The sequence below is a fragment of the Stenotrophomonas maltophilia genome (assembly GCF_002799155.1).
GTDB lineage: Bacteria > Pseudomonadota > Gammaproteobacteria > Xanthomonadales > Xanthomonadaceae > Stenotrophomonas > Stenotrophomonas maltophilia_R.
Window position 1 is genome coordinate 1,552,943 of the sequence record NZ_NERD01000002.1, and the last position, 23,246, is coordinate 1,576,188.

The 23,246-nt window shown below is 68.3% G+C and carries 23 protein-coding genes; all 23 read right to left on the minus strand.

The features are described from left to right. Positions 1 to 61 precede the first annotated feature (61 nt). The 23 genes from B9Y82_RS07780 to B9Y82_RS07890 all read right to left on the minus strand — a co-directional run bounded on the left by B9Y82_RS07780 (position 62) and on the right by B9Y82_RS07890 (position 23,081). Positions 62 to 2,050, minus strand: coding sequence for a chemotaxis protein CheA (locus B9Y82_RS07780; RefSeq protein WP_100472184.1), 1,989 nt, complete (start codon positions 2,048 to 2,050; stop codon positions 62 to 64). A 45-nt stretch (positions 2,051 to 2,095) separates the two neighbouring features. Then, on the minus strand, positions 2,096 to 2,461 hold the full coding sequence (locus B9Y82_RS07785; protein WP_005409521.1) for a response regulator: 366 nt from the start codon (positions 2,459 to 2,461) through the stop codon (positions 2,096 to 2,098). After that, positions 2,458 to 2,766 carry an STAS domain-containing protein gene (locus B9Y82_RS07790; RefSeq protein ID WP_014647026.1) on the minus strand — a complete coding sequence of 103 codons (309 nt, stop codon included), beginning with the start codon at positions 2,764 to 2,766 and terminating at the stop codon, positions 2,458 to 2,460. The genes B9Y82_RS07785 and B9Y82_RS07790 overlap by 4 nt, the downstream gene beginning before the upstream one ends. A gap of 300 nt (positions 2,767 to 3,066) precedes the next feature. Then, entirely contained in the window at positions 3,067 to 4,326 is a 1,260-nt protein-coding gene (locus B9Y82_RS07795) for a chemotaxis protein CheW (protein ID WP_100472185.1), read from the minus strand. Then, entirely contained in the window at positions 4,323 to 5,105 is a 783-nt protein-coding gene (locus tag B9Y82_RS07800; RefSeq protein ID WP_100472186.1) for a ParA family protein, read from the minus strand. The genes B9Y82_RS07795 and B9Y82_RS07800 overlap by 4 nt, the downstream gene beginning before the upstream one ends. A gap of 4 nt (positions 5,106 to 5,109) precedes the next feature. Further along, positions 5,110 to 6,126: a flagellar motor protein MotD gene (motD, locus tag B9Y82_RS07805; RefSeq protein WP_100472187.1), complete on the minus strand. Its 1,017-nt coding sequence runs from the start codon at positions 6,124 to 6,126 to the stop codon at positions 5,110 to 5,112. A 1-nt stretch (position 6,127) separates the two neighbouring features. Beyond that, the gene (locus tag B9Y82_RS07810; protein WP_100441742.1) at positions 6,128 to 6,868 is read right to left on the minus strand and encodes a flagellar motor protein; all 741 of its coding nucleotides are present in this window, start codon (positions 6,866 to 6,868) and stop codon (positions 6,128 to 6,130) included. 90 nt (positions 6,869 to 6,958) lie between these two features. Then, a complete protein-coding gene (locus tag B9Y82_RS07815; protein ID WP_100472188.1) occupies positions 6,959 to 8,809 on the minus strand; it encodes a chemotaxis protein CheA in 1,851 nt (616 codons plus the stop codon). Between the two features lie 2 nt (positions 8,810 to 8,811). Next, entirely contained in the window at positions 8,812 to 9,417 is a 606-nt protein-coding gene (locus B9Y82_RS07820; RefSeq protein WP_006442968.1) for a protein phosphatase CheZ, read from the minus strand. Further along, the gene (gene cheY, locus B9Y82_RS07825) at positions 9,417 to 9,809 is read right to left on the minus strand and encodes a chemotaxis response regulator CheY (protein WP_019659592.1); all 393 of its coding nucleotides are present in this window, start codon (positions 9,807 to 9,809) and stop codon (positions 9,417 to 9,419) included. Before cheY ends, B9Y82_RS07820 begins: the two co-directional genes overlap by 1 nt. 57 nt (positions 9,810 to 9,866) lie before the next feature. After that, positions 9,867 to 10,610, minus strand: a complete 744-nt coding sequence (locus tag B9Y82_RS07830; protein WP_058980011.1) for an RNA polymerase sigma factor FliA — start codon at positions 10,608 to 10,610, stop codon at positions 9,867 to 9,869. Then, on the minus strand, positions 10,607 to 11,494 hold the full coding sequence (locus B9Y82_RS07835; RefSeq protein WP_005416424.1) for a MinD/ParA family ATP-binding protein: 888 nt from the start codon (positions 11,492 to 11,494) through the stop codon (positions 10,607 to 10,609). The genes B9Y82_RS07830 and B9Y82_RS07835 overlap by 4 nt, the downstream gene beginning before the upstream one ends. Continuing rightward, positions 11,481 to 13,103 carry a flagellar biosynthesis protein FlhF gene (gene flhF / locus B9Y82_RS07840; RefSeq protein WP_100472189.1) on the minus strand — a complete coding sequence of 541 codons (1,623 nt, stop codon included), beginning with the start codon at positions 13,101 to 13,103 and terminating at the stop codon, positions 11,481 to 11,483. Before flhF ends, B9Y82_RS07835 begins: the two co-directional genes overlap by 14 nt. 145 nt (positions 13,104 to 13,248) lie before the next feature. After that, entirely contained in the window at positions 13,249 to 15,309 is a 2,061-nt protein-coding gene (gene flhA / locus B9Y82_RS07845) for a flagellar biosynthesis protein FlhA (protein WP_202908146.1), read from the minus strand. 44 nt (positions 15,310 to 15,353) lie between these two features. After that, positions 15,354 to 16,484, minus strand: a complete 1,131-nt coding sequence (flhB, locus tag B9Y82_RS07850; RefSeq protein ID WP_100472191.1) for a flagellar biosynthesis protein FlhB — start codon at positions 16,482 to 16,484, stop codon at positions 15,354 to 15,356. A gap of 85 nt (positions 16,485 to 16,569) precedes the next feature. Further along, entirely contained in the window at positions 16,570 to 18,705 is a 2,136-nt protein-coding gene (locus B9Y82_RS07855; RefSeq protein ID WP_100472192.1) for a putative bifunctional diguanylate cyclase/phosphodiesterase, read from the minus strand. Between the two features lie 164 nt (positions 18,706 to 18,869). After that, a complete protein-coding gene (gene fliR, locus B9Y82_RS07860; RefSeq protein WP_100472193.1) occupies positions 18,870 to 19,661 on the minus strand; it encodes a flagellar biosynthetic protein FliR in 792 nt (263 codons plus the stop codon). Between the two features lie 14 nt (positions 19,662 to 19,675). After that, positions 19,676 to 19,945 carry a flagellar biosynthetic protein FliQ gene (locus B9Y82_RS07865; protein ID WP_100472194.1) on the minus strand — a complete coding sequence of 90 codons (270 nt, stop codon included), beginning with the start codon at positions 19,943 to 19,945 and terminating at the stop codon, positions 19,676 to 19,678. A 76-nt stretch (positions 19,946 to 20,021) separates the two neighbouring features. Next, positions 20,022 to 20,801: a flagellar type III secretion system pore protein FliP gene (gene fliP, locus B9Y82_RS07870; protein WP_100472195.1), complete on the minus strand. Its 780-nt coding sequence runs from the start codon at positions 20,799 to 20,801 to the stop codon at positions 20,022 to 20,024. Between the two features lies 1 nt (position 20,802). Then, the gene (gene fliO, locus B9Y82_RS07875) at positions 20,803 to 21,201 is read right to left on the minus strand and encodes a flagellar biosynthetic protein FliO (RefSeq protein ID WP_171956126.1); all 399 of its coding nucleotides are present in this window, start codon (positions 21,199 to 21,201) and stop codon (positions 20,803 to 20,805) included. A gap of 17 nt (positions 21,202 to 21,218) precedes the next feature. Further along, positions 21,219 to 21,554: a flagellar motor switch protein FliN gene (gene fliN, locus B9Y82_RS07880; protein WP_005409543.1), complete on the minus strand. Its 336-nt coding sequence runs from the start codon at positions 21,552 to 21,554 to the stop codon at positions 21,219 to 21,221. Then, entirely contained in the window at positions 21,551 to 22,555 is a 1,005-nt protein-coding gene (fliM, locus tag B9Y82_RS07885) for a flagellar motor switch protein FliM (RefSeq protein WP_014037106.1), read from the minus strand. Before fliM ends, fliN begins: the two co-directional genes overlap by 4 nt. A 10-nt stretch (positions 22,556 to 22,565) precedes the next feature. Then, positions 22,566 to 23,081: a flagellar basal body-associated FliL family protein gene (locus B9Y82_RS07890; protein ID WP_005416435.1), complete on the minus strand. Its 516-nt coding sequence runs from the start codon at positions 23,079 to 23,081 to the stop codon at positions 22,566 to 22,568. Between the last annotated feature and the right edge of the window lie 165 nt (positions 23,082 to 23,246).

Sequence of the window (23,246 nt, forward strand, 5' to 3'; positions counted from 1 at the left end):
GCGCGCAAACAAAAACCGCCGCCCCGAAGGGCGGCGGTCCAGTGCACGCAGGCAGCGTGGATCAGGCGGCCTGCGGCATCCGCAGCGAACGCACCAGCCCGCCGATGTCGACGATCAGGGCCACGCGGCCATCGCCGAGGATGGTGGCACCGGATACCCCGCCGATGCGGCGGTAGTTGTTCTCGATGTTCTTCACCACCACCTGCTGCTGGCCGACCAGCTCGTCCACTTCCAGCGCGATCTTCTGGCCATCGCCTTCGACCACCACCACCAGCGATTCGCTGCCGGGTGCGCGGTTGCCGTAGCCGTAGTACTCGCTCAGCGACAGGATCGGCAGGTACTCGCCACGCACGCGCAGCACGCGGCCCTCGCCGGCCATGCTGCGGATGTCCTCGGCCTGCGGCTGCAGCGCCTCAAGCACATAAGCAAGCGGCAGGATCAGGGTTTCACCCGCCACCGCCACGGTCATGCCATCGAGGATGGCCAGGGTCAGCGGCAGGCGGATCAGCGTGCGGGTGCCGGCGCCGAGGCTGCTTTCGATCTGCACCTCGCCCCCCAGTGCCTGGATGTTGCGGCGGACCACGTCCATGCCGACGCCACGCCCGGACAGGTCGGTCACTGCATCGGCAGTGGAGAAGCCCGGCTGGAAGATCAGGTCCCAGACCTGCGAATCGGTCGGGTTGTCCGGCACCGCCAGGCCGCGTTCGTGGGCCTTGGCCAGGATCTTGCCGCGGTCCAGGCCGCGACCGTCGTCGCTGACTTCGATGACGATGTGGCCGCCCTGGTGCGAGGCCGCCAGGGTGATCGTGCCGGTTTCGTCCTTGCCCGCACCGCGACGCACGTCGGGCATTTCCAGGCCGTGGTCGATCGAGTTGCGCACCAGGTGCACCAGCGGATCGGCGATCTTCTCGATCAGGCCCTTGTCCAGTTCGGTGCCTTCGCCGACGGTGCGCAGGCGCACCTGCTTGCCGAGGCGGCTGGACAGGTCGCGGACCAGGCGCGGGAAGCGGCGGAACACTGCATCGACCGGCAGCATGCGCACGCCGATCACCGCTTCCTGCAGGTCGCGGGTGTTGCGTTCAAGCTGGTCCAGGCCGGCGAACAGGCTCTCGGCGTGGACCGGATCCAGCGCGTGCGAGACCTGCTTGAGCATGGCCTGGGTGATGACCAGCTCGCCGACCAGGTTGATCAGCGCATCGACCTTGTCGACGCTGACGCGGATGGAGGTTTCCGCTTCCTGGGCGGCACCACCGCTGGCGGCAGGCGCGGCGGGAGCCGGCGGTGCTGCTGCCGCCGGAGCGGGAGCTGCTGTGGCCGGGGCCTGGGTAGCCAGGCTCGGTGGCGCGGCCGGACGGATGTCCAGCTCGCAGTCGTCCAGCACCCAGGCGAACGTGTCTTCGATCTTGCTGCGCGGCACCTTGCCGACCAGGCCCAGGTCCCACGCCAGGTGGGCTTCGAGTGGATCGAGCTGGGCGAAGCCCGGCAGGCGTTCCATGCGCGCGGCGACCTGCAGCGAACCGAGGTGTTCCAGTTCGCGGATGATGCGCAGCGGGTCGTTGCCGCTCATGAACAGTGACGGCGCCGGGGTGAAGCCGATCTGCCAGGCTTCCGGGGTGTCGTCCAGCTTGGCTGCGGCGGCGGTCGGGACGCTGGTGGCGGCCTGGCCGGAGAGCACGGCTTCCAGGCGGGCCTTCACCGCAGCGACTGCGGCGGGATCGGCGGCCTGGCCATGTTCGGCTTCGCGCAGCAGGGCGCGCAGCACGTCCACTGAGGACAGCATGGCGTCGACGGCGTGGCCTTCCAGTGCCCGCTTACCGGCGCGCAGCTCATCGAGCAACGTCTCCAGTACGTGGGTCAGGCCGGCGATCGCGTCGAAGCCGAAGGTGCCGGCGCCGCCCTTGATCGAGTGGGCAGCGCGGAACACCGAATTGATGATCTCCGCGTCCTGCTGCCCCGATTCCAGGGCCAGCAGGCCAGCCTCCATCGCGTCGAGGCCTTCGCGGCTCTCCTCGAAGAAGGTGGCGTGGAAGCGTTGCAGGTCCATGCTCATGGCAGTGGTGGTCCGGAAGCGAAGAGGGGGAGCGGTGCCGGGCGATCAGCCCAGCACTTTCTGCACGGTGGCGACCAGCTGTTCGGGATTGAACGGCTTGACCAGCCAGCCGGTGGCGCCGGCGGCCTTGCCTTCGGACTTCTTGTCGGCGGCCGATTCGGTGGTCAGCATCAGCAGCGGAGTGAACTTGTAGTCCGGCAGCTGGCGCAGTTCGCGGATCAGCGCGATGCCGTCCATGTTCGGCATGTTGACGTCGGTGACCACCGCATTGAAGCGTTGGCCCTTGGCACGACCGAGCGCGACCGCGCCGTCTTCGGCTTCTTCGACGGCAAAACCGGCCGAGGTGAGGGCGAAGGACACCATCTGGCGCATCGACGCCGAATCGTCCACCACCAAGATACGTGCGCTCATGCAGCGTTCTCCACAGATTTCAGGTTGTCATGGGTTACGTCCAGGCCCAGGGCCTGGGTGACGCCCAGCAGGCGCGCGGCGTCACGGAAGGTTGCGGTGCAACCGTGGAAGCCGGTGCCCAGGCCTGCCTCGCGGCGCGCCTGCACGAACGCACACAGCACCTGCACGGCGGCGGTGTGGATGCGGGCCACCTGGCTGGCATCCAGGGTCAGCTCGCCTGCCTGCTCCACCAGTGGGGCGAGGCGGTTCTTGAGCTCGGTAGTGCTCTCGATGCCGAGATCCCCACCCAGTTCGACAGTGCTCATCGTTGCTCCGGACAAACGGTTCCGTGATCCATAACGGCACCCCGGTGGGGTTCTTTAGGGGAATCGACGCGGTGCGCCGATGCGGTGCTGTTCGGGTCGCCGTTGAAAAGGGGACGGAGGGGATTAAGTCGCAACTGGCTCGGCGCTTTGCGCCGACGCGGTGCCTGTCGGGGACGCAAGGAGTTGATCCGTTGGATCAACACCTTACGTCCCCACTGCGCGGTCGCCGTTGCCGAGGGGGCTGCAGTAGAGCCAGGTCGATTGCGACTTAATCCCCTCCGTCCCCTTTTTCTTTGCGGCTCAGCTCAGCAGCCGGGTGGCGTCGAGCAGGATCATCGGGCGCTGGCTGACCCGGGCCACGCCACGGAACAGATCATTGGAGATCTGGCAGATGCGTGCGGTATCGGGCGGTTCGATCTGCGAATCGGTGAGGTTGGCGACGTCTTCCACTGCAGACACGCGCAGGCCGATGGTCTCGCCGTTTTCTTCCAGGACCACGATACGGGTCTGGGCGTCGTCCTCGGCAGCCGCCGCGCCCAGGTGCAGGCCCAGGTCCATCACCGGGACGACCTGGCCGCGCAGGTTCATGATGCCCAGCATGGCTGCGGCGGTGCCACGCAATGGCAGCAGTGGCACCGGCAGCACGACCTCCTGGACCTTCAGCAGTTCCAGGGCATAGGCCTGGGTGCCGCAGCGCAGGCGCAGCCAGCGCGACGTGCGTTCGCCGGCGCGACGGTTCTGCGGATGCGGGCTGCGGGCCGGTTGCTGGGCTTGCGCCTGCAGTTCCTGCCAGGTGCCGGGGCGGTTGCCTGCGGGGGCGTCGACGGCGACGCGCGGCGGCGGTGTGGCGGCGGCGCATGCGGCCGGGGCCGGTGCAGGACGTGACGCCGGTGGTGCCACCGGCGCTGCGACCACGGCAGGCGGCGGCGTGGGGACGTCTTCGCCGCCGGCAGCCGCCTCGAACGCGGCCTGCAGCCCGGGGCTGTCGGTGTGGGCGAGGCGCTGGCTGTCAGCCGGATCGGTCTCGTAGATCACTTCGTCCGGCAGATCGTCCCAGGTGGGCTCCGGGCCGGTGCTTGCAGCGGGGGGCGGCGCGGGCTCGTGGATGACGTCGTCCGGCAGGTCATCCCAGGTCGGCTCGCGTTCTGCGGCTGCGGTGCTGGCCGGTGCGGCGGCGGCCTCGAAGGCTGCCTCCAGCGCGGCGCCATCCTCGGCCGGGACTGCGACGACGGCGTCCGTTTCGTAGATTACTTCGGCGGGCAGGTCGTCCCACGTCGGTTCGCGTTCTGCATCGATCACGCTGACGGGCGCGGAGGCGGCCTCGAAGGCGCCCTCCAGTGAGGCGTTGTCCACGGAAGCGGAAGCGGCAGCGGCGATGGTCTCGGTTTCGTAGATCACCTCGGCCGGCAGGTCATCCCAGGTCGGCTCGCGTTCGGCAGAGGCTTGGCTGGGCTGGTCCGGGGCGGCGCTGACCGGCGCGGGCAGGGGAACGGCGGCCGGGGCGATCGCCTCGCCGAGCAGTTCGTCCAGGTAGTCGTCGAGGATGCCGGTACTGTTCATGCGGCCTGCTCCAGGGCACGGGCATCCTCGCCGAGGATCCAGTTCAACGCGCGACGGTAGGCGGCAAGGCCACGGCCCGGGTAGTCCTCGCCGACGCTCGGCAGGGTCAGGCCGGCGGCGTTGCTGATGCGGGTGTCGATCGGAATCGCGTCTTCCCATACGCGGCTGCCGTGGCGGTCCTGCATGGTGCGCAGCGACTCGTTGCCTGCGCGGGTGCGGCGATCAAACAGGGTCGGCAGGATCGAGATCGGCAGCGGTCGGCGACGCGAACGCTCGACCATCTCACCGGTGCGGACCATGCCGTCCAGGCCGTGCAGGGCCAGCGGCTCGGCCTGGGTCGGGATGATCAGGCGGTCGGCGGCGGCCAGTGCGTTGATCATCAGCAGGCCAAGGGTCGGCGCGCAGTCCAGCAGGATGTAGTCGTGCTGGCCCTGGTGGCGCGCCAGCGCGTTCTGCAGGGCCAGGCCGAGGCCAGGCTGGTTGGCGCTGCGGCGCTCCAGCGTGGCCAGCGCGGACTGTGCGCAGACGTAGTCCAGGCCATGGATGTTGCTGGCATGGCACAGGCTGGCAAGGTCGGCCGGCGGGGCGCCGAACAGTTCCAGCACGCCGGCCGGCGGCGGATCCACCGGCACGCCGAAGGCGCGGCTGAGCGAGGCATGCGGATCGAGGTCGATCAGCAGCACGCGATGGCCGAGCGTGGCCAGCCCGCGGCCGAGGGCGAGGGTGGTGGTGGTCTTGCCGACTCCGCCCTTCTGGTTGGCGACTGCCCAGATGCGCATCGGGTTACTCCTTCATTGCCGGGGGAACGGCGGCGCCGACGCGGCTGCCAGCCGGCACCGGCGGCAACGTCACCGGTGCGATGGGGGAGGTGGGAGCGCGGGCCGGCGTTGCGGCGGCCTGTTCGGTGGCGGTGCTGTCAGTGGCGCCGGAGGCCGCGTTCAGGCGTTGCCCAAGCGGATCCACCGAGTGCGAGGTGTCGGCCAGGATGATGACCATCACCCGGCGGTTGCGGTTGCGGCCCTGCGCGCTGTCGTTTTCTTCGCGCGGGCGGAACTGGCCATAGCCGACCATCGCCAGGCGCGATGGCTGCACGCCCTGGTCGGCGAACAGGTGCACCACGCTGGCGGCGCGTCCGGCCGACAGCTCCCAGTTGGACGGGAAGGTGGCAGTGGCGATCGGCACGTTGTCGGTGTGGCCTTCCACGCGCACGCTGTTGGGTACGTCGCGCAGTACCTCAGCCAGGCTGGCCAGGGTTCGCCGCGCGTGCACGTCCAGCGCGGCCGAGCCGGTGGGGAACAGGATGTCGCTGTTGATCTCGACTTCGATCCACAGCTCGGTGCGGCGCACGCTGATCATGCCGCGGTCGATCAGCGGCGCCAGCGCGGCGGTAAGGCGGTCGGCGATGCTGTTGAGCTGGCGCTCGGCGCGCGCGATCTGTTCCTGGTTGTGCACCGAAACCGGCATGCGCATCTGCGAGGCCATCGACGGCAGCAGGGTGGGGTCGTGCGAGGGTGCCGGTGCGGACGGACCGATCTTGGTGCCGGACTTGATCACCGAGGGGCTGTCCCAGCCGCCGCCCTGCACCTGCTTGTTGCCGACCTGCACCGGATTGATCGTGCGCGGCGCGCCACCAAAGGCATCGGTGAGTGCGTCGGCCATGATCCGGTACTTGCCCTCGTTGACCGAGGAAATTGCGTACATGACCACGAAGAAGGCGAGCAGCAGCGTCATCAGGTCGGCATAGGGGATCGCCCATGCTTCGTGGTTGGCATGCTCTTCGTGGTGCTTGCGGCGGGCCATGTCAGTGCAGGAAGCCGGAAAGGTTGGTTTCGATGTTGCGCGGGTTTTCGCCCTGGGCGATCGAGATCAGGCCTTCGATGACCATTTCGCGGTCGCGCGTGTTGTGCGAGATCACACTCTTGAGCTTGGCGGCGATCGGCAGGAACAGCAGGTTGGCCGAGGCGATGCCATAGATCGTTGCGGTGAACGCGGCGGCGATGCCGTGGCCGAGCTTGCTCGGGTCGGCCAGGTTCTTCATCACCGCGATCAGGCCCAGCACGGCGCCGATGATGCCCAGCGTCGGTGCATAGATGCCCATCGCCTCGAACACCTTGGCGCCGGCCTGGTCCTGGTGTTCCTGGCTGCCCAGTTCGATTTCCAGCATGTGCCGCATCGATTCGGGTTCGACGCCGTCCACCAGCAGCTGCAGGCCCTTGCGCAGGAACGGGTCCTGCTGTGCTTCCACCTGCGATTCCAGGCCCAGCAGGCCCTGGCGGCGGGCGATGTTGCTCCACTCGACGATCTGCTGGATCAGCTCGCGGCGATCACTGTGGGGCGGGCGCACGACCCAGCGCACGATCCTGAAGGCATGCTTGAATACTGCGGGCGAGGTGTGCAACAGGATCGCGGCCACGGTGCCGACGATGACGATCACGAACGCCGCAGGCGACCACAACGACGCCAGGCCGGCGCCCTTGAGGATGCTGCCGCCGACCAGCGAGGCCAGGGCGAGAAAGAGTCCAATGAGGCTGAGTCTATCCATGGATCCGGTATCGGCTTGTATGAATGGGACTTGAGACACCGGTACGGGCTACTGGTGCGACTTCACAGTTTTTCGGGTTCAGCAAACGGGTCAATCGTGCGGGCTGCGCAGGCCGTCGACATCCAGGATCAGGGCCATGCGACCATCGCCGATCAAGGTTGCACCGGCATAACCGCGCAGGCCGCGCAGCGCTTTCGGCAGTGGCTTGATGACCACTTCCTCGCGCCCACGCACCTGGTCCACCACCAGACCGAAGCGCGCTTCGCCGGCCTGCAGCACCACGATCGTCAGCAGGGTCGACGCAGCGGGCGTCACATCCAGCCACTGGCGCAGATCGACCAGCGGCAGCGTGTGCGAGCGGCGGTCCAGCACGGCGCGGCCATCGAACCAGCCCAGCGAGGTGCGCGGTGCGTGCAGCACTTCCATCACGCGCGCCAGCGGCAGCGCGTAGACGTCCTCGCCGGCCTGCACCAGCAGGGTCGGCAGGATCGCCAGAGTGAGCGGCACGCGGATCAGGAAGCGGCTGCCGCGGCCCAGCTCCGACTGGATCTGGATCTGGCCGCTGAGTTCGCGGATGCGCGACTGCACCACGTCCATGCCAACGCCGCGGCCGGAAATATCCGTGACCTGCTGCTTGGTCGAGAAGCCGGGCAGGAACACCAGGTGCAGGCACTCCTCGCTGCTCAGGCGGGCAGCCGCTTCCGGATCGATCAGGCCCTTCTCGCGTGCCTTCGCGCGCAGCTTTTCCGGATCGATGCCGGCACCATCGTCCTGCACCTCGATGCTGACGTAGTCACCTTCCTGCTGTGCCGACAGCCGCACATGGCCCATCCGCGGCTTGCCTTGTGCTTCGCGCAGGTCGGGCATTTCCACGCCATGGTCGATGGCGTTGCGGACCAGGTGCACCAGCGGGTCGGCCAGCGCTTCGACCAGGTTGCGGTCGAGCTCGGTCTCGGCGCCGATCAGCTCCAGGTCCACTTCCTTCTTCAGCGAGCGGGCGACGTCGCGGGCGACCTTGGGGAAGCGCGAGAACACCTTGCCCACCGGCTGCATGCGGGTGCGCATCACCGCCGACTGCAGGCGCGCGGTGGCGATGTCGAGGGTGGACACCGCACGGTCCAGCTCCTCGTCGCGCAGGCGTGCACGCAGGGTCTTGAGCCGGTTGCGCGACAGCACCAGTTCGCCGATCAGGTTGACGATCGCATCCAGGCGCTTGGTGTCCACGCGCACGGTGTGTTCGGCTTCGGCCAGCGGCTTGGCGGCCGGCTTGGCCGCCGGTGCCGGTGCCGGTGCGGCCACCGGGCGCGGGGCGGCGATCGGTGCCGGCGCCACCGCAGCCACGGGCTTGGCGCCGGGTGCGGCGCCACCATGCAGCTGGTCGAGCAGGGCTTCGAACTCGTCTTCGCTGATCAGCCCGTCGTCGGCCTTCTTTGCCGGCGCCACTGCGGTCGGTGCGTTTCCGCCGTGCAGCTGGTCGAGCAGCGCTTCGAATTCGTCGTCGGTAATCAGGTCGCTGCCACCCGCAGCGGGTGCTGCGGCGGCGGCGGGTGCGGCCACAGCACTGCCATGCACGTCGAACTGAGCGATCAGGTCCGGCGGCGCATAGCCCGGCTCGGTGCCGGAAGACACCGCATCCAGCATCGACTGCAGGTAATCCAGCGATTGCTGGGCGGCGTCGAAGTGATGGGCCTGCAGCACGGCCTGGCCGGCACGCGCGGCGCCCAGCGCTTCCTCAGCGGCATGGCACAGCTCGACCATGGCGGTGACACCCAGGAAGCCGGCGCCGCCCTTCAGCGTGTGGTAGCCCCGGAACACCGCATTGAGCTGTTCGGCGTCCTGCGGTGCCTGCTCCAGCGACACCAGCTGTTCGCCGAGGCGATCCAGGATCTCCTGTGCCTCGATGATGAAATCGGCAGTGATGTCGTCGGATACAGCGCTCATGCTTACAGCCCCAGATCCGACAACAGGTCGTCGGCGTCGTTCTGCGAGACCGCGTGGCGGTCCAGTCCCTTCAGTGCCGGCCCGGCCAGTTCCGGGTCGGTGCGATGCTGTTCCGGCGGCAGGCCGAGCGCGCCGAAGCCTTCGTGCACGCGGCGGACGATGCCGACCACGCGACGGATGATCTGCCCGGTCAGGTCCTGGTAGCTCTGGGTCAGGGCGATCTCGGTGAGGTTGTGGCGGATGCGCTCGAGCTGCGCGTCCTGGCCCGGCTGCAGCCCTTCGGCGCGCAGCTGTTCGGTCAGGCTGCGGCATTCCTCGGCCAGGTCCAGGGTACGGTGGGTGGCCTGTTCGGTCATCGCCACCACGTGGTCCAGGCGTGCGCAGGCATCGTCCAGTTCCCCGGCTTCGCTGGGCACGGTCGGCAGTTCACCCAGTGCCTGTCCCAGCTCGCGGGCCAGCCGCGACAGGCCACTCATCATCGGCTGCGTGCGCAGCGCGACCAGCCCATCGATGCGCTGCCGCCACGCGGCTTCGTCACCGGACTCCAGTGCGTCCAGGGCTTCCTGCAGGCGCAGGGCGAGGGCGTTCTTGTCGACCGTGGTATCCATCAGGCGCTGGCTGCCAGGCGTTCGAAGATCTTGCCGAGCTTCTCTTCCAGCGTCTGCGCGGTGAACGGCTTGATGATGTAACCGTTCACGCCGTTCTGGGCCGCTTCGATGATCTGCTCGCGCTTGGCTTCAGCGGTGACCATCAGCACCGGCAGGGTCTTCAGCTTGGCGTCGGCACGGATCGCCTTGAGCAGCTCGATACCGGTCATCACCGGCATGTTCCAGTCGGTGACCACGAAATCGAACGACTGGCTCTGCAGCAGCGACAGCGCGGCATGCCCGTCCTCGGCTTCGGCGGTGTTGGTGAAGCCCAGATCGCCCAGCAGGTTCTTGACGATTCGACGCATGGTCGAGAAATCGTCGACGATCAGGATGCGCATGTTCTTGTTCAAAGCAGAGTTCCTTTGTTGTTCATTCCGGGCGGCCGGGGGCAGACGCCTCGGGGATGTTCATTCTTCGAGGCCGGCATCGGCGGCCTCGAATATCTTCAGCCGGCCGCGCAGGCGCAGCACGGCCTGGCCGTGGATCTGGCAGACCCGCGACTCGCTCACGCCGAGCACGGCGCCGATCTCCTTCAGGTTCAGCTCCTGCTCGTAGTAGAGCGAAAGCACCAGCTGTTCGCGCTCGGGCAGGTGGCCGATCGCCTTGCCCAGCTCGCGGCCGAATTCGCCGCGCTCCAGGACCTGCTGCGGGGTCGGGCCGCCCTGGGCGACGGTGTCCAGTTCGCCCTGGTCTTCGATGCGCGATTCCAGGCTCAGCACCTGGCCACGGGCGGCGTCTTCCATCAGCCGCAGGTACTCGGGCAGCGGCATCTCCATCGCGGCGGCGACTTCGGTGGCGCTGGCAGCACGGCCCGTGCTCTGTTCCAGGCGGCGGATGGTGGCGGCGGCGTCGCGGGCACGACGGTGTACCGAGCGCGGCACCCAGTCGCCACGGCGGATCTCGTCGATCATCGAGCCGCGGATGCGGATCGAGGCATAGGTTTCGAACGAGGCGCCCTGGTCGGCGTCGTAGCTGCGCGAGGCTTCGATCAGGCCCATCATGCCGGCCTGGATCAGATCGTCGACTTCGACGCTGGCCGGCAGGCGTGCGGCCAGGTGGTGGGCGATGCGCCTCACCAGGTCCGAGTGCTGGGCGATGACCTCGTTGGCCGCCGAGCGCTGGACTTCCCTGTACTGGGCTGCGCCTTTCATGCGGCCACCCCGCGCTGTTTGAGAATGCGCTCGAGGAAGAACTCGACACCGCCACGCGGTTCGGTCGGTGCCTGCCAGCGCGCGGTGCGGCGTGCGATCTCGGTGATGGCCAGCGCCGATGGGCTGGACGGGTAGGCCTTCACCACCGGCTGCTGGCGCTGCACCGACAGGCGCAGCCAATCATCCTGCGGCACGCAACCCAGGTAGTTCAGCGAGACATCGGCGAGGAACTTCTCGCAGACGCGGGTCAACTTTTCGTACAGCACGCGGCCCTCGTTCGGGTCGCGCACCATGTTGGCCACCACCTGGATACGGTCCACGCCGCGCTCGCGCGACAGCACCTTGATCAGTGCGTAGGCGTCGGTGATCGAGGCCGGCTCATCGCAGACCACCACCACGGTGTCCTGCGCGGCCTGGCAGAAGGTCAGTACGCCATCGGTGATGCCGGCGGCGGTATCGACCACCATGATGTCCAGCTCGCGTTCCAGCTCGGAGAACACGTTGACCAGGCCGACATGCTCGGCCGGGGCCAGTTCGGCCATGTGCCGGCGGCCGGAGGCGGCCGGGACCACCAGCACGCCGTTCGGGCCTTCGACGATGACGTCGTCCAGCGAGCAGCGGCCGGCAACCAGGTCGGCCAGCGTAAAGGTGGGGTTCAGCCCCAGGATCACGTCGATGTTGGCCAGGCCGAGGTCGGCGTCCAGCAGCAGCGTGCGCTTGCCCATGCCGGCCAGCGCCACGGCCAGGTTGGCCGACACGTTGGTCTTGCCCACGCCGCCCTTGCCGCCGGTCACGGCAATGGTGCGCACAGGGCCCAGCGGCTCGCTGCGGGTGGCCGACAGCGGGAAGGTCTTGGTCAGCTTGGCGTACTCACGCGACGGCATGGTTCAACTCCGGGTTGCAGGGCATATCGGCCGCTCGGCGCAAATCTTCAAGGCGAAGTACAAGATTGGCTGCACTGGCCCGGTGCAGGTCCTCCGGGACGTCCTGGCCATCGGTCACCCAGGTGATCGGCAGGGCGTGGTCCACGGCCACCGACAGGGCGTTGCCGAAGCGGCCGGTCTCGTCCAGCTTGCTCAGCACCAGGCCCTGCAGGTTGGCCGCACCGAAGCGGCGGACCACCTCGTCCATGTCCCCGAAGCTGGTGTTGGCCGGCAGCACCAGCAGCGTGCGCACCTGGCGGGCGGCGCGCAGCCACTGCAGCTGGGCAGCCAGGGCGCGGTCGCGCGGGCCCAGGCCGGCGGTGTCGATCAGCACCAGCTTGTAGTCCTTCAGGCGTTCCAGCAGCTGGTCCAGGTCGGTGCCGCTGTTGGCTTCGTGCACGGCGATGCCGAGCTGGCGGCCGTAGCCATACAACTGTTCGCGGGCGCCGATGCGGGTGGTGTCGGTGGTGACCAGGGCGACGTCACGCGGCGCGTGCTTCTCGGCGAAGCGCGAGGCCAGCTTGGCGATGGTGGTGGTCTTGCCGGCGCCGGTGGGGCCGACCAGGGCGATCACACCGCCTTCTTCCAGCGGGTCGACCGGGGCGATCGGCAGCTTGCGCGAGATCAGCCCCAGCATCAGGCCGCGGCCGCGGTGGGCCTCGGTCTCCAGCGGGATCTGCATGGCCACGTCGCGGGCCAGGCCGGCATCGAAGCCGTATTCGTCCATCAGGTCCAGCGCGGTGGCGCGCACCGGGCAGCCACGCAGGCGCTCGTCGGTGAAACGGTTCATCTCGCGCTCGATCACCTGGCGCATGCCGGCCACTTCCTGGCGCAGCTGGCGGATCTCGGCGTCGTCCTGGGCGACCACGGTCAGCGTCGGTGCCGGGGCCAGCATGGGCGCCGGGCTGGCGTCGACGGCGGCTTCGGCCGCTGCCGGTTCGCTGCGGGCGATCTCGGGCTGCGCATCGGTCACGGCAGCGGTCGGCAGCGGCGGTGGCTGAACGGCCGGTGCGGCGCTTTCGTGATGCGCCTCGTGCGGCGGGTCGATCTGGAAGCGGGCGCGGTTGGCCGGCGTGGCGCTGGTGGCCGCCGGTGCGACGATGGCTTCGGCAAACGGGGCGTAACTCTGTTCCGGCAGTGCCGGTTCGTTGACGGCGGCGCGCGCCAGGGTGGCGGCGAAGCCGGTGCTGCCGCGGGTCGGCACGATTTCGTCGGCGCTGTCCAGGGTGCGGCCGGTGGCACCGACGGCGGCACGGGCAAGGGCGGCGACGGCCGAGGTGGTGGCGGCGACCGGTTCCGGCGCCGGGGTGCTGCTGCGGCGGCGGGTGACCGCGGCGATCACCGCGTCGGCGGCGGTGCGCGGCCTGGGTGCCGGCGGCGGCGCCACGTCGCGGCGCGAGGCTTCCAGTGCACGCTGCACGGCGCTCTCGTCGTAGTTGGCGGCGGCGACGATCTCGATGCCTTCCTCGATCCGGCGGTTGGACAGGATCACGGCGTCAGGACCATGTTCCTTGCGCACCAGGTTCATGGCCGAGCGCATGTCGGCGGCGACGAATCGTTTGATTTTCATGCTGTGGTCACGGGACGAAGACGGCGGGGTGGCGGTCGGGGAACTCGGGTGGTCGGTGGTCTGCACGGTGCGGGTTCCCCTTGGTATCTGTCTGGTGCGTGGGTTCGAAAGTGGTGTCTGTTTTCTGGCGCATCGGAGGGCGGCGTCAGCTGATCGTTCCGACCAGCTTCAGGCGCTTGTCCTCCGGCACCTCGCTGTAGGCCAGGACCGACAGCGACGGAACGCTGTGGCGGACCAGGCGGGCCAGCGCGGCGCGCACCGGGCCAGGTACCAGCACGACCGCGGGCTCGTTGCGGGCTTCCTGCTTGCTGACACATTCGGCCAGGCTCTGGTGCAGTCGCTCAGCGAGTCCGGGTTCCAGCGCGGCGCCGTTGCCCTGCGTGGACTCCTGCAAGACACGTTCCAATTGCGGGTTGAGGGTGAACACCGGCAGCTCCGCCGACATTCCGGCGATCTCCTGCACGATGAAGCGGCCCAGCGCGGTGCGCACGGCGGCGGTCAGCACGGCCGGGTCCTGGCTGCTGGGCGCATGTTCGACCAACGCTTCGGCGATCTTGCGCAGCTGGCGGATCGGAATGCGCTCGACCAGCAGGTTCTGCAGCACGCGCACCACCGCCGACAGCGGCAGCGCCTTTGGCGTCAGATCTTCGACGAGCTTGGGCGCGCTCTTGGCCAGGTTGGCCAGCAGGTGCTGCACTTCCTCGTGGCCGAGCAGTTCCGGCGCGTGTTCGCGGATCAGGTGCGAGAGGTGGGTGGCGACCACGGTGGCCGGGTCGACCACGGTGTAGCCCAGCGTTTCGGCCTGGGCGCGCTGGTGCGGCTGGATCCAGGTGGCATCCAGGCCGAACGCGGGGTCCTTGCCGGCGATGCCTTCCAGTGTGCCGAGGGCGCTGCCTGGGTCCAGGGCCAGCTCGCGGTCGGGGTGGATCTCGGCGGTGGCCACCGGTACGCCGTGCACCAGCACGCGGTAACCGTTGGCCGGCAGTTCCAGGTTGTCGCGGATGTGCACCGACGGGATCAGGAAACCGACATCCTGGGTCAGCTTGCGGCGCACGCCCTTGATGCGTGCCATCAGTTCGCCGCCCTGGTTGCTGTCCACCAGCGGAATCAGCCGGTAGCCGACCTCCAGGCCCAGCGGATCGACCGGGCGCAGTTCGTCCCAGCTCAGTTCGGCGGTCGGTGCCGGTGCCGCCGGGCGGCCGAGTGCGTTGAGTGCGGCAGCATCGGTGCCACCGCCTGCCGCGTCCGCAGCCGGGGCCTTGCCCTTGCGGTACACCTTCCAGGCGATGAAGCCGAGGATCGCCGCCAGCGTCAGGAAAGCGACATTGGGCATGCCCGGCACCAGGCCGACCACGCCGATGATGCCGGCGGTGATCGCCAGCGCGCGGTACTGGCCGAACACCTGGCCGGTCATGGCCTGGGCCATGTCCTGCGAGCGCGATGCGCGGGTCACCAGCATCGCCACGGCGCTGGAGACCAGCAGGGCCGGCAGCTGCGCCACCAGTCCGTCACCGATCGACAGCAGGGTGTAGGTGGCAGCGGCGTCGCCGAACGGCATGCCATGCTGCAGCACGCCCACGGCCAGGCCGCCGAGCATGTTGATGAACAGGATCAGGATGCCGGCGATGGCGTCGCCGCGGATGAATTTGCTGGCACCGTCCATTGCGCCGTAGAAGTCGGCTTCCTCGCGGACCTCCTCGCGGCGCAGCTTGGCTTCTTCGCGCGTCAGCAAACCGGCGTTGAGGTCGGCGTCGATCGCCATCTGCTTGCCGGGCATCGCGTCCAGGATGAAGCGCGCGGTCACCTCCGAGACGCGGCCGGCGCCCTTGGTGATCACCACGAAGTTGATGATGGTGAGGATCGCGAAGACCACGATGCCGACCGCGTAGTTGCCGCCGATCACGAATTCGCCGAACGCGGCGATGACCTTGCCTGCGGCGTCGTGGCCGTTCTGGCCGTTGAGCAGGATCACGCGGGTGGAGGCCACGTTCAGGGCCAGCCGCAGCATGGTGGTGATCAGCAGCACGATCGGGAAGATCGTGAAGTCCAGCGGGCGCTTCACGTAGACCACCGCCAGTAGCACCATCAGCGAGATGGCGATGTTGAAGGTGAACAGCGCATCGAGCACCGGCGCGGCCAGCGGCACCACGACCATGGCCAGCAGGGCCAGCACGATCAGCGGCGCGCCAAGGCCCTGGCGGATCATTTCCAGGGCGCGGCGGGTGTTGAAACCGGTGGCGGGCTGGGCGCTCACGGGCGGCCTCCCTTGCCGAATTCATCCACCTGGATGTGCGGGGCGTCCGGCATCGGGCCAGTGCGCCAGGCGCGCAGCTGGTAGACGTAGGACAGGACCTGGGCGACGGCCGAATACAGTCTCACGGGGATTTCCTTTCCGAGTTGGCCTTCCCGATACAAGGCGCGTGCCAAAGGCGGCGCGGAGACGATCGCCACCTTGTTGCCGTCGGCCACTTCACGGATGCGCAGGGCGGTCTCATCCACGCCCAGGGCGACTACGGTGGGGGCGTTCATGGCGCCGCCCTCGTACTTCAGGGCCACCGCGTAGTGGGTGGGGTTGACCACCACCACGTCGGCGGTGGGCACCGCCTCCATCATCCGGCGGTTGGCCATCTGCTGCTGCAGCTGGCGGATGCGGCCCTTTACCTCGGGGCTGCCCTCGCTTTCCTTCATTTCCCGGCGCAGCTCTTCACGGGTCATCTTCAGCTTGCGCATCCAGTTCCAGCGCTGGTAGGGCGCATCGATGGCGGCCAGCACCAGCATCGCGCCGGCGGTGGCCAGCAGCAGGCGCAGGGTGAAGCCCAGGCCATCGGTGATGGCGGTCTCCAGCGGGTGGTGGATCAGCCCGCGCAGGGTGTCGAAGCCGCTCCACACCACCAGCCCGGCGGCGACGCCAACGAAGGCCACGCGCAGCAGCGATTTGGTGAACTCGGCAATGGCTTCGGGGCCATACAGGCGCTTGAGCCCGCTCATCGGGTTCAGACGGTTGATGTCGGGCAGCAATGCCTTCTGCGACCAGCGCAGGCCGCCCATCACCAGCGGGGCGACGAAGCTGGCCAGCAGGCAGACCAGCACCAGCGGCGCGATCACCAGCATGAACTGCAGCAGCAGGTCGCCGAAGTGGCCGAACAGTGCCTTCGGGTTCTGCCGCAGGCTCTGTTCCGGGCTGAGCGCGTGCTTCATCCAGGCCGTGGCGCCACGGCCGATCGAGCCGCTCATGGCCATCACCGCCAGCACGCCGGCGCCGAACACGGCGGCGGTGCCGAGTTCGCGCGAGCGCGGCAGGTTGCCCTGTTCACGGGCGTCGCGCAGGCGTTTTTCGGTTGGTTGTTCGGTCTTTTCGCCGGCGGATTCGTTCTCGGACATCACGGGCACTGCGGCAGGGGATGCCGGGGTGCGTGCAAGAAGTGTTCCGTAGCGGGATGGTCCGGCCCATCCGCATGGCGGGGAGCTACCGGGGGGCGCTATCGCTGGGCGGCGGACTCTGCGCCAGCTCCACCCGCGGCCGCGGCAGGTCGTGGAGCTGCATGAAGCGGGCGGCGTCGACCGGGCGGCCGAGCAGGTAGCCCTGCAGGTAGTCGCAGCCCAGGCGCTCCAGGTAGGCCCGCTGGGCGGCGGTTTCCACGCCCTCGGCCACGATGTCCATGTCCAGCGCATGGCCCAGTGCCACGATCGCCGAGACGATCACCACGTCCTCGGCGCTGTGTTCCAGGTCGCGCACGAACGCGTGGTCGATCTTGATTTCGGTGGACGGCAGCCGTTTCAGGTAGAGCAGGCTGGAATAGCCGGTTCCGAAATCATCGATGGAGATGCCCACGCCCAGCGCCGACAGTGCCTGCAGCAGGCGAAGGCTGGTGTCGGTGTCGCGCATCACCGTGCTTTCGGTGATCTCCAGTACCAGCTGCCGGGGTGCGATGCCATGGCGTTCGATCACCGCGCGCACGTCCTGCAGCAGGTGTGGCGAACTGAACTGCACCGGCGAGAGGTTCACCGACATCGACCAGCCTTCGTGGCCGGCATCGTGCCAGCGCCGCAGCTGCTGGCAGGCCTGGTCCAGCGCCCAGCGGCCGATGTCGTTGATTGCGCCGCTGCGCTCGGCCAAGCGGATGAAGCGGTCGGGCGGGATCAAGCCGTGTTCCGGATGGCGCCAGCGGATCAACGCCTCGGCGCCGGCCACTTTCTGCGTGGCCACGCGGATCTTCGGCTGATAGTGCAGGAACAGCTGGTCGCTGCCGATGGCGCGGCGCAGGTCGGCCAGCAGCCGGAACTGCTGCTCGGCGCTGTCGTTCATCCAGTCGGCGAACAGCACGAAGGCGTTGCGTCCGGATTCCTTGGCCTGGTACATCGCCGCGTCGGCGAAGGCCATCAGCTGGCGTTCGCTGGCGGCGTGGTCCGGGCAGATCGCCACGCCGATGCTGGCGGTCACCTGCAGCTCGTTGTCCGGCAGCAGCGGGCCGCTGCCCACAGCCTGCAGGATGCGCCGGGCCAGGGTCGGCAGGTCCTCGTCGTGCTCGATGCGCACCACCAGTACGAACTCGTCACCGCCCAGCCGGGCCAGCAGGTCGTGCGGGCGCAGCAGCTGGCGGGTGCGCTCGGCCACCGCCACCAGCAGGGCGTCACCGGCCTGGTGGCCATAGGCATCGTTGACCTGCTTGAAGCCGTCCAGGTCCATGAACATCACCGCGAAGCGGTTGCCGCCCTGTTCGGCCTCGGCCAGGGCCTGCACGATGCGCCGCTGCAGCAGCAGGCGGTTGGGCAGGCGCGTGAGCGGATCGTGCAGCGCGGCCTGGGTCAGTTCCTGCTGGGCATCGGTCAACGAGGTGCTCAGCATCGAGTTGCGCAGCCGCAGCAGCTGCGCCTCGACCCGCTGGTCCAGCCACGAGACCACCAGCACCACGGCCAGGATCGCCACGGTCAGCACCACCACCAGCATGGCCAGCCACTCGTTCTGCAGGCCATCGCCGACCGCCGCCCCGCAGATGCTGCCCTCCGGGAAGCGCGCGGCGGCCATGCCGGTGTAGTGCATGCCGACGATGGCCAGTCCGAGCAGGCCCGCCGCTGCCAGGCGATCACCGATGCGGGTGCGCTGGGCGCGCAGGCGGAAGGCCACGTACAGCGCGGTCCACGAGGCGGCCACGGCAACCATCAGCGAGAACAGCAGCCAGCCCGGGTCATAGTCGATGCCCGGCTGCATGCGCATGGCGGCCATGCCGACGTAGTGCATGCCAGCGATGCCGGTGCCCATCAGGAGCGCGCCGCCGGCCAGCCGCGAATGGGGCAGGGTGCGCAGCGAGACCAGCCACAGTGCGAACACCGACGAGGCGATGGCAAGGGCAAGCGAGAGCAGGGTGATGGGGAGGTCGTAGCCCAACGGAATGGGCAGGTCGAAGGCCAGCATGCCGATGAAGTGCATCGACCAGATGCCCAGGCCCATGGCGAATCCGCCCCCCAGGCGCCACCACCAGGCCGCGCCCCTGCCCGGGGCGGTCACCGTGCGCCCGGCCATCGCCAGCGCGGTGTACGAAGCCATCACGGCGACCAGCAGCGAGATCGCCACCAGCCATGGGTTGTACGTGCCTACCAGCATTCGTCAGTCTCCCGGACCTGCCTGTCGACGGAAACCACGGTGGGGCATGCATGAGGCAGGCCGACGCAGGGCGCCGGCCACGTGCGGCATCCCCCCGGTTGCCGCGCATTCACTCTAACGCGCTGACCGGGGGGGACTTCAAGCGGCAATTCGTGATGATCGGCTCAGTGTGTGACCGCGTCCGCAGCCTGGAAGGCGGCGTCGAACAGGCGCTGTACCGGCGGCCCCATTTCCCCGGCCAGCAGGGCCAGCAGGAACAGGCCCAGCAGCAGCGAGACCGGCAGGCCCAGCTGGATCGGATTCAGCGCAGGCGCGGCGCGCGCCAGCACGCCGAAGGCCAGGTTCACGGCCAGCATCGCCACAGTCAGCGGAATGGCCAGTGTCAGTGCACCGCGCAGCACGGTCAGCAGGAAGGTCGGGGCGATGCTGGAGAAGGCATGCGGGTCGGGCAGTGGCGCACCGATGGGCAGCGCGCGGTAGCTGTCCACCAGCAGCGAGATCAACGCGAGGTGGCCGTTGGCGGTGAAGAACAGCAGGCCGAACAGCAGATAGAACCACTGGCCGATCACGCCCGAAGTGCCACCGCGCAGCGGATCGCTCATCTGCGCGAAGGCCAGGCCGGTGCCCTGGGCGATCAGTTCGCCGGCCATCGCACCGGCTTCGAACACCAGCCGCAGCAGAAAGCCGATGGAAACGCCGATGGCCAGTTCGCGGGCGATGGTCAGCACGGTGGCGGCATCGAAGCCGGTCCAGTCCGGTACCGGTGGCAGCAGCGGCGCCAGCGCGATGGCCAGCGTGCCGGCCAGTACCACGCGGACCCGCGAGGGTACCGCGCGGGTACCGACCATGGGCATGGCCATGGCCACCGCGCCGATGCGCAGCATGGTCCACAGCACGGTACCGATCATGCCGAAGGCCTGCAGGCCGTCGGCAGCCATCTGGGTGGCGGCGTCCATCGAGGCGCGTATCCCTAGCCGATCAGGTGCGGAATGCGCTGGAACAGCAGCGTGGTGAATTCAACCAGGTGGCCGATCAGCAGGCTGCCCAGCGCGAACAGCACTGCGGTCAGCGCCGCCGCCTTGGCGACGAAGGCGATGGTTGGTTCATTGAGCTGGGTGGCGGCCTGCACGACACCGACCACCACGCCCACCACCAGTACGGTGAGCAGCAACGGGCCGGCCACCCACAACACGGCGATCAGGCCGCCACGCAGTTCGGTCAAGGCAAGTTCGGGAGACATCGTTTTTCCATCGATAGCGCCAGGCCATGCCCGGCGATGCTTTTGTAGAGCCGAGCCATGCCCGGCTGCCTCCCGGTCACGCCGGATTGAAGCTCGCTGCCAACGTGCCGACAGTCAGCACCCAGCCATCCACCAGCACGAACAGCAGGATCTTGAACGGTGCCGACACCAGCATCGGCGACAGCATCATCATGCCCATCGACATCAGCACGCTGGCCACCACCAGGTCGATGATCACGAACGGGATGAAGATCAGAAAGCCGATCTCGAAAGCGGTCTTCAGTTCGCTGGTGACGAACGAGGCGACCAGCACCGGGAACGGGATCGCATCGGGGCTGGCGTAGGTGCCGTGCCCGGCGATGCCGGCGAAGGTCATCAGGTCGGTTTCGCGGATCTGCGCCAGCATGAATCCGCGCAGCGGCTGCGTGGTCAATGTCCAGGCGGTCTGGAAGTCGATGTCACCGTTGAGATAGGGCGCCATGCCCGCGCTCCACGCCTTGTCCCAGGTCGGCATCATCACCATCGCGGTGAGGAACAGGGCCAGGCCCAGCAGTACCTGGTTGGACGGCGTCTGCCCGGTACCCAGCGCCTGGCGCAGCAGGCCCAGCACGATGATGATGCGGGTGAACGAGGTCAGCACCAGCAGCATCGACGGGATCAGGGTGATCGCGGTCATCAGCAGCAGGGTCTGCAGCGGCAGGCTGACCGGCGCACCCCCGATCTTGCCGACGTTGATGTCCGGCAGCGGGGTGGTCGGTGCGCCGGGCGCGGCGAACGCCAGTGCCGGCAACAGGCACAGGGCGAGCATCAGCAGCCACGGCATCAGGGTGGCAAGACGGGTACGGGTGACACGCATGTCAGGGATCCTTGCGCAGCCGCTGCTGCAGCAGCTGGGCGAAATTCGGCAGGTTCTTGAAGTCCGGCACGCGCACCGGTGCCGGCGGCGGCAGCGGTTCGGGCAGGGTATGCAGAGTGTTGATGCCACCAGCGGTGACGCCCAGCAGCAGTTGCTGGCCGTTGACCTCCACCACCACCACGCGCTCCTTGGCGCCGACGCTGAGGCTGGCCACCAGCTTCATGCCTTCGGCCGGGCGGAAGCCGCTGCCGGGCATGCGCTTGAGCAACCAGCCCAGGCCGATCACCAGCGCCAGCACCGCCAACAACGCCAGCACCGCACCGAACAGGCTGGGTGCAGCGGCCGCGTGCTGGCCGACCTGGGGGCCGATCGGCGCGGCGGCCTTGCCGACCGCCAGCAGGGTGGAGGCCAGCAGGTTCAACGCAGTCTCCGGATCCGCTCGCTCGGGCTGACCACGTCGGTCAGGCGCACGCCGAAACGGTCATTGATCACCACCACTTCGCCGTGGGCGATCAGGGTGCCGTTGACGAACACGTCCAGCGATTCGCCGGCTCCGCGCTCCAGTTCCACCACCGAACCCTGGTTGAGCTGCAGCAGGTTGCGGATCGGCAGCCGGGCACGACCGACTTCCAGCGACAGGGTCACCGGCACGTCGAGGATCACGTCCAGGTTCAGGTCCGGGCCGTTCGCCTCATCGGCCTGCAGGCTGCTGAACTGGGCCGGGGTCGGTTCGAGGGCGTCGATATCGTTCATTGCGGGTCTTCCTGGATGACGGGTACGCGCGGGCGGGTGCCCGGCGGATGGGTAGCGGTGATCTTCACGGCGTTCATGCCGTTGGCGATGCCGAACTCGCCGGTGAATACCGGGATGTTCTCCACGCACAGCGGCACCTGCGGGCTCAGGTCGATCGGCAGGATGTCGCCGACCTTCAGCTGGGTCAGGTCGCGCAGGGTCATGCGCTTGCTGGCCAGTACGCTGGACAGGGTGACTTCGGCGATGTTGAGCTGTTCACGCAGGGTCTTGCCCCAGCTCTCGTCGCGGTCGTTGCGGTCGCTCTGGATGCCGGCGTCGAGCAGTTCGCGGATCGGTTCCAGCATCGAGTACGGCAGGGTGACGTGGATGTCGCCGCCACCGCCGTCGAGCTCGACGTGCAGGCGGCACACCACCACGTACTCGCGCGGCGTCACGATGTTGGCGAAATGCGGGTTGATCTCCGAATTGATGTACTCGAAGTCGACGTCCATCACCGGTGCCCACGCTTCGCGCAGGTCGGCGAAGGTCTGCTTCAGCAGCAGGTGGATCACCCGCATTTCGGTGGCCGTGAACTCGCGGCCTTCGATGCGGGTGGGGTAGCGCCCGTCGCCGCCGAAGAAGTTGTCGACGATGGCGAACACCAGGGTCGGCTCGAACACGATCAGGCCGGTGCCGCGCAGTGGCTTGAAGCGGATCAGGTTCAGGTTGGTCGGTACATACAGCGAGTGCATGTAGTCGTTGAACTTGATCAGTTCGATGCCGCGCACCGACAGCTCGGCCGAGCGGCGGATCAGATTGAACAGGCCGATCCGCCACAGGCGTGCGAAGCGCTCGTGGACCATTTCCAGGGTCGGCATGCGACCACGGATGATGCGGTCCTGGCTGGCGAAGTCGTACGAACGCGCTTCGCCTGACGGGGGTTCCGCATCGGTCTCGACCGCGCCACTGTCCACGCCGTGGAGCAGGGCATCGATCTCGTCCTGGGACAGCAGATCATTCATCGGTGGGCCCTTACTGGGTCACGAAGCTGGTGAACAGCAGATCGTCGGCGCCGTTGCTGCCGGTCTCGGCCTTGAGCACCTTCTGCACCTCGGCCAGTGAGGCCGCCTGCAGCTTCTGCTTGCCGGCGACATCGGCGATCTGGTCCGGGCTGACCTGCGAGAACAGCATCAGCAGGCGCGCACGGATGGCCGGGGCATGGGTCTTGATCGCCTCCAGCGCGGCCGGGTCGCGGGTCATCAGCTGCACTTCCAGCTGCAGGTAGCGCGGGCCGTCGACCGGGCCGTTGAGGTTGACCACGAACGCCGGGTCGAGCGCGAAGTACTGTGCCGGGGCCGGGGTGGCGCTCTTCTTTGGCGCCTGCGCGGTCTTCTCTTCGTGCTTGGACTGGGTGAAGAACCACACGCCGCCACCGGCGGCAGCGGCGGCCAGTACGGCCACCAGTGCGGTGATCAGGATCGGACTACGCGGCTTGGCGGCCTTGTCCTTCTCGGCGGTCTTCTTGGTTTTGTCAGCGGCTGCGGCCACGGGGTGAAGCTCCTGAGGGTTGCTTCACCGGGATATGCAAGGGGTGTGCCGAAGGCGGGGCAGTGGGGTGCGACGGAATTCCGTCGGGGTGCCGGTGGGGCCGTGCGGAGCAGGCTCCGCACCCACCAGCGCGATACTGGCAGGTGCGACTCTACTGCCCCGGTT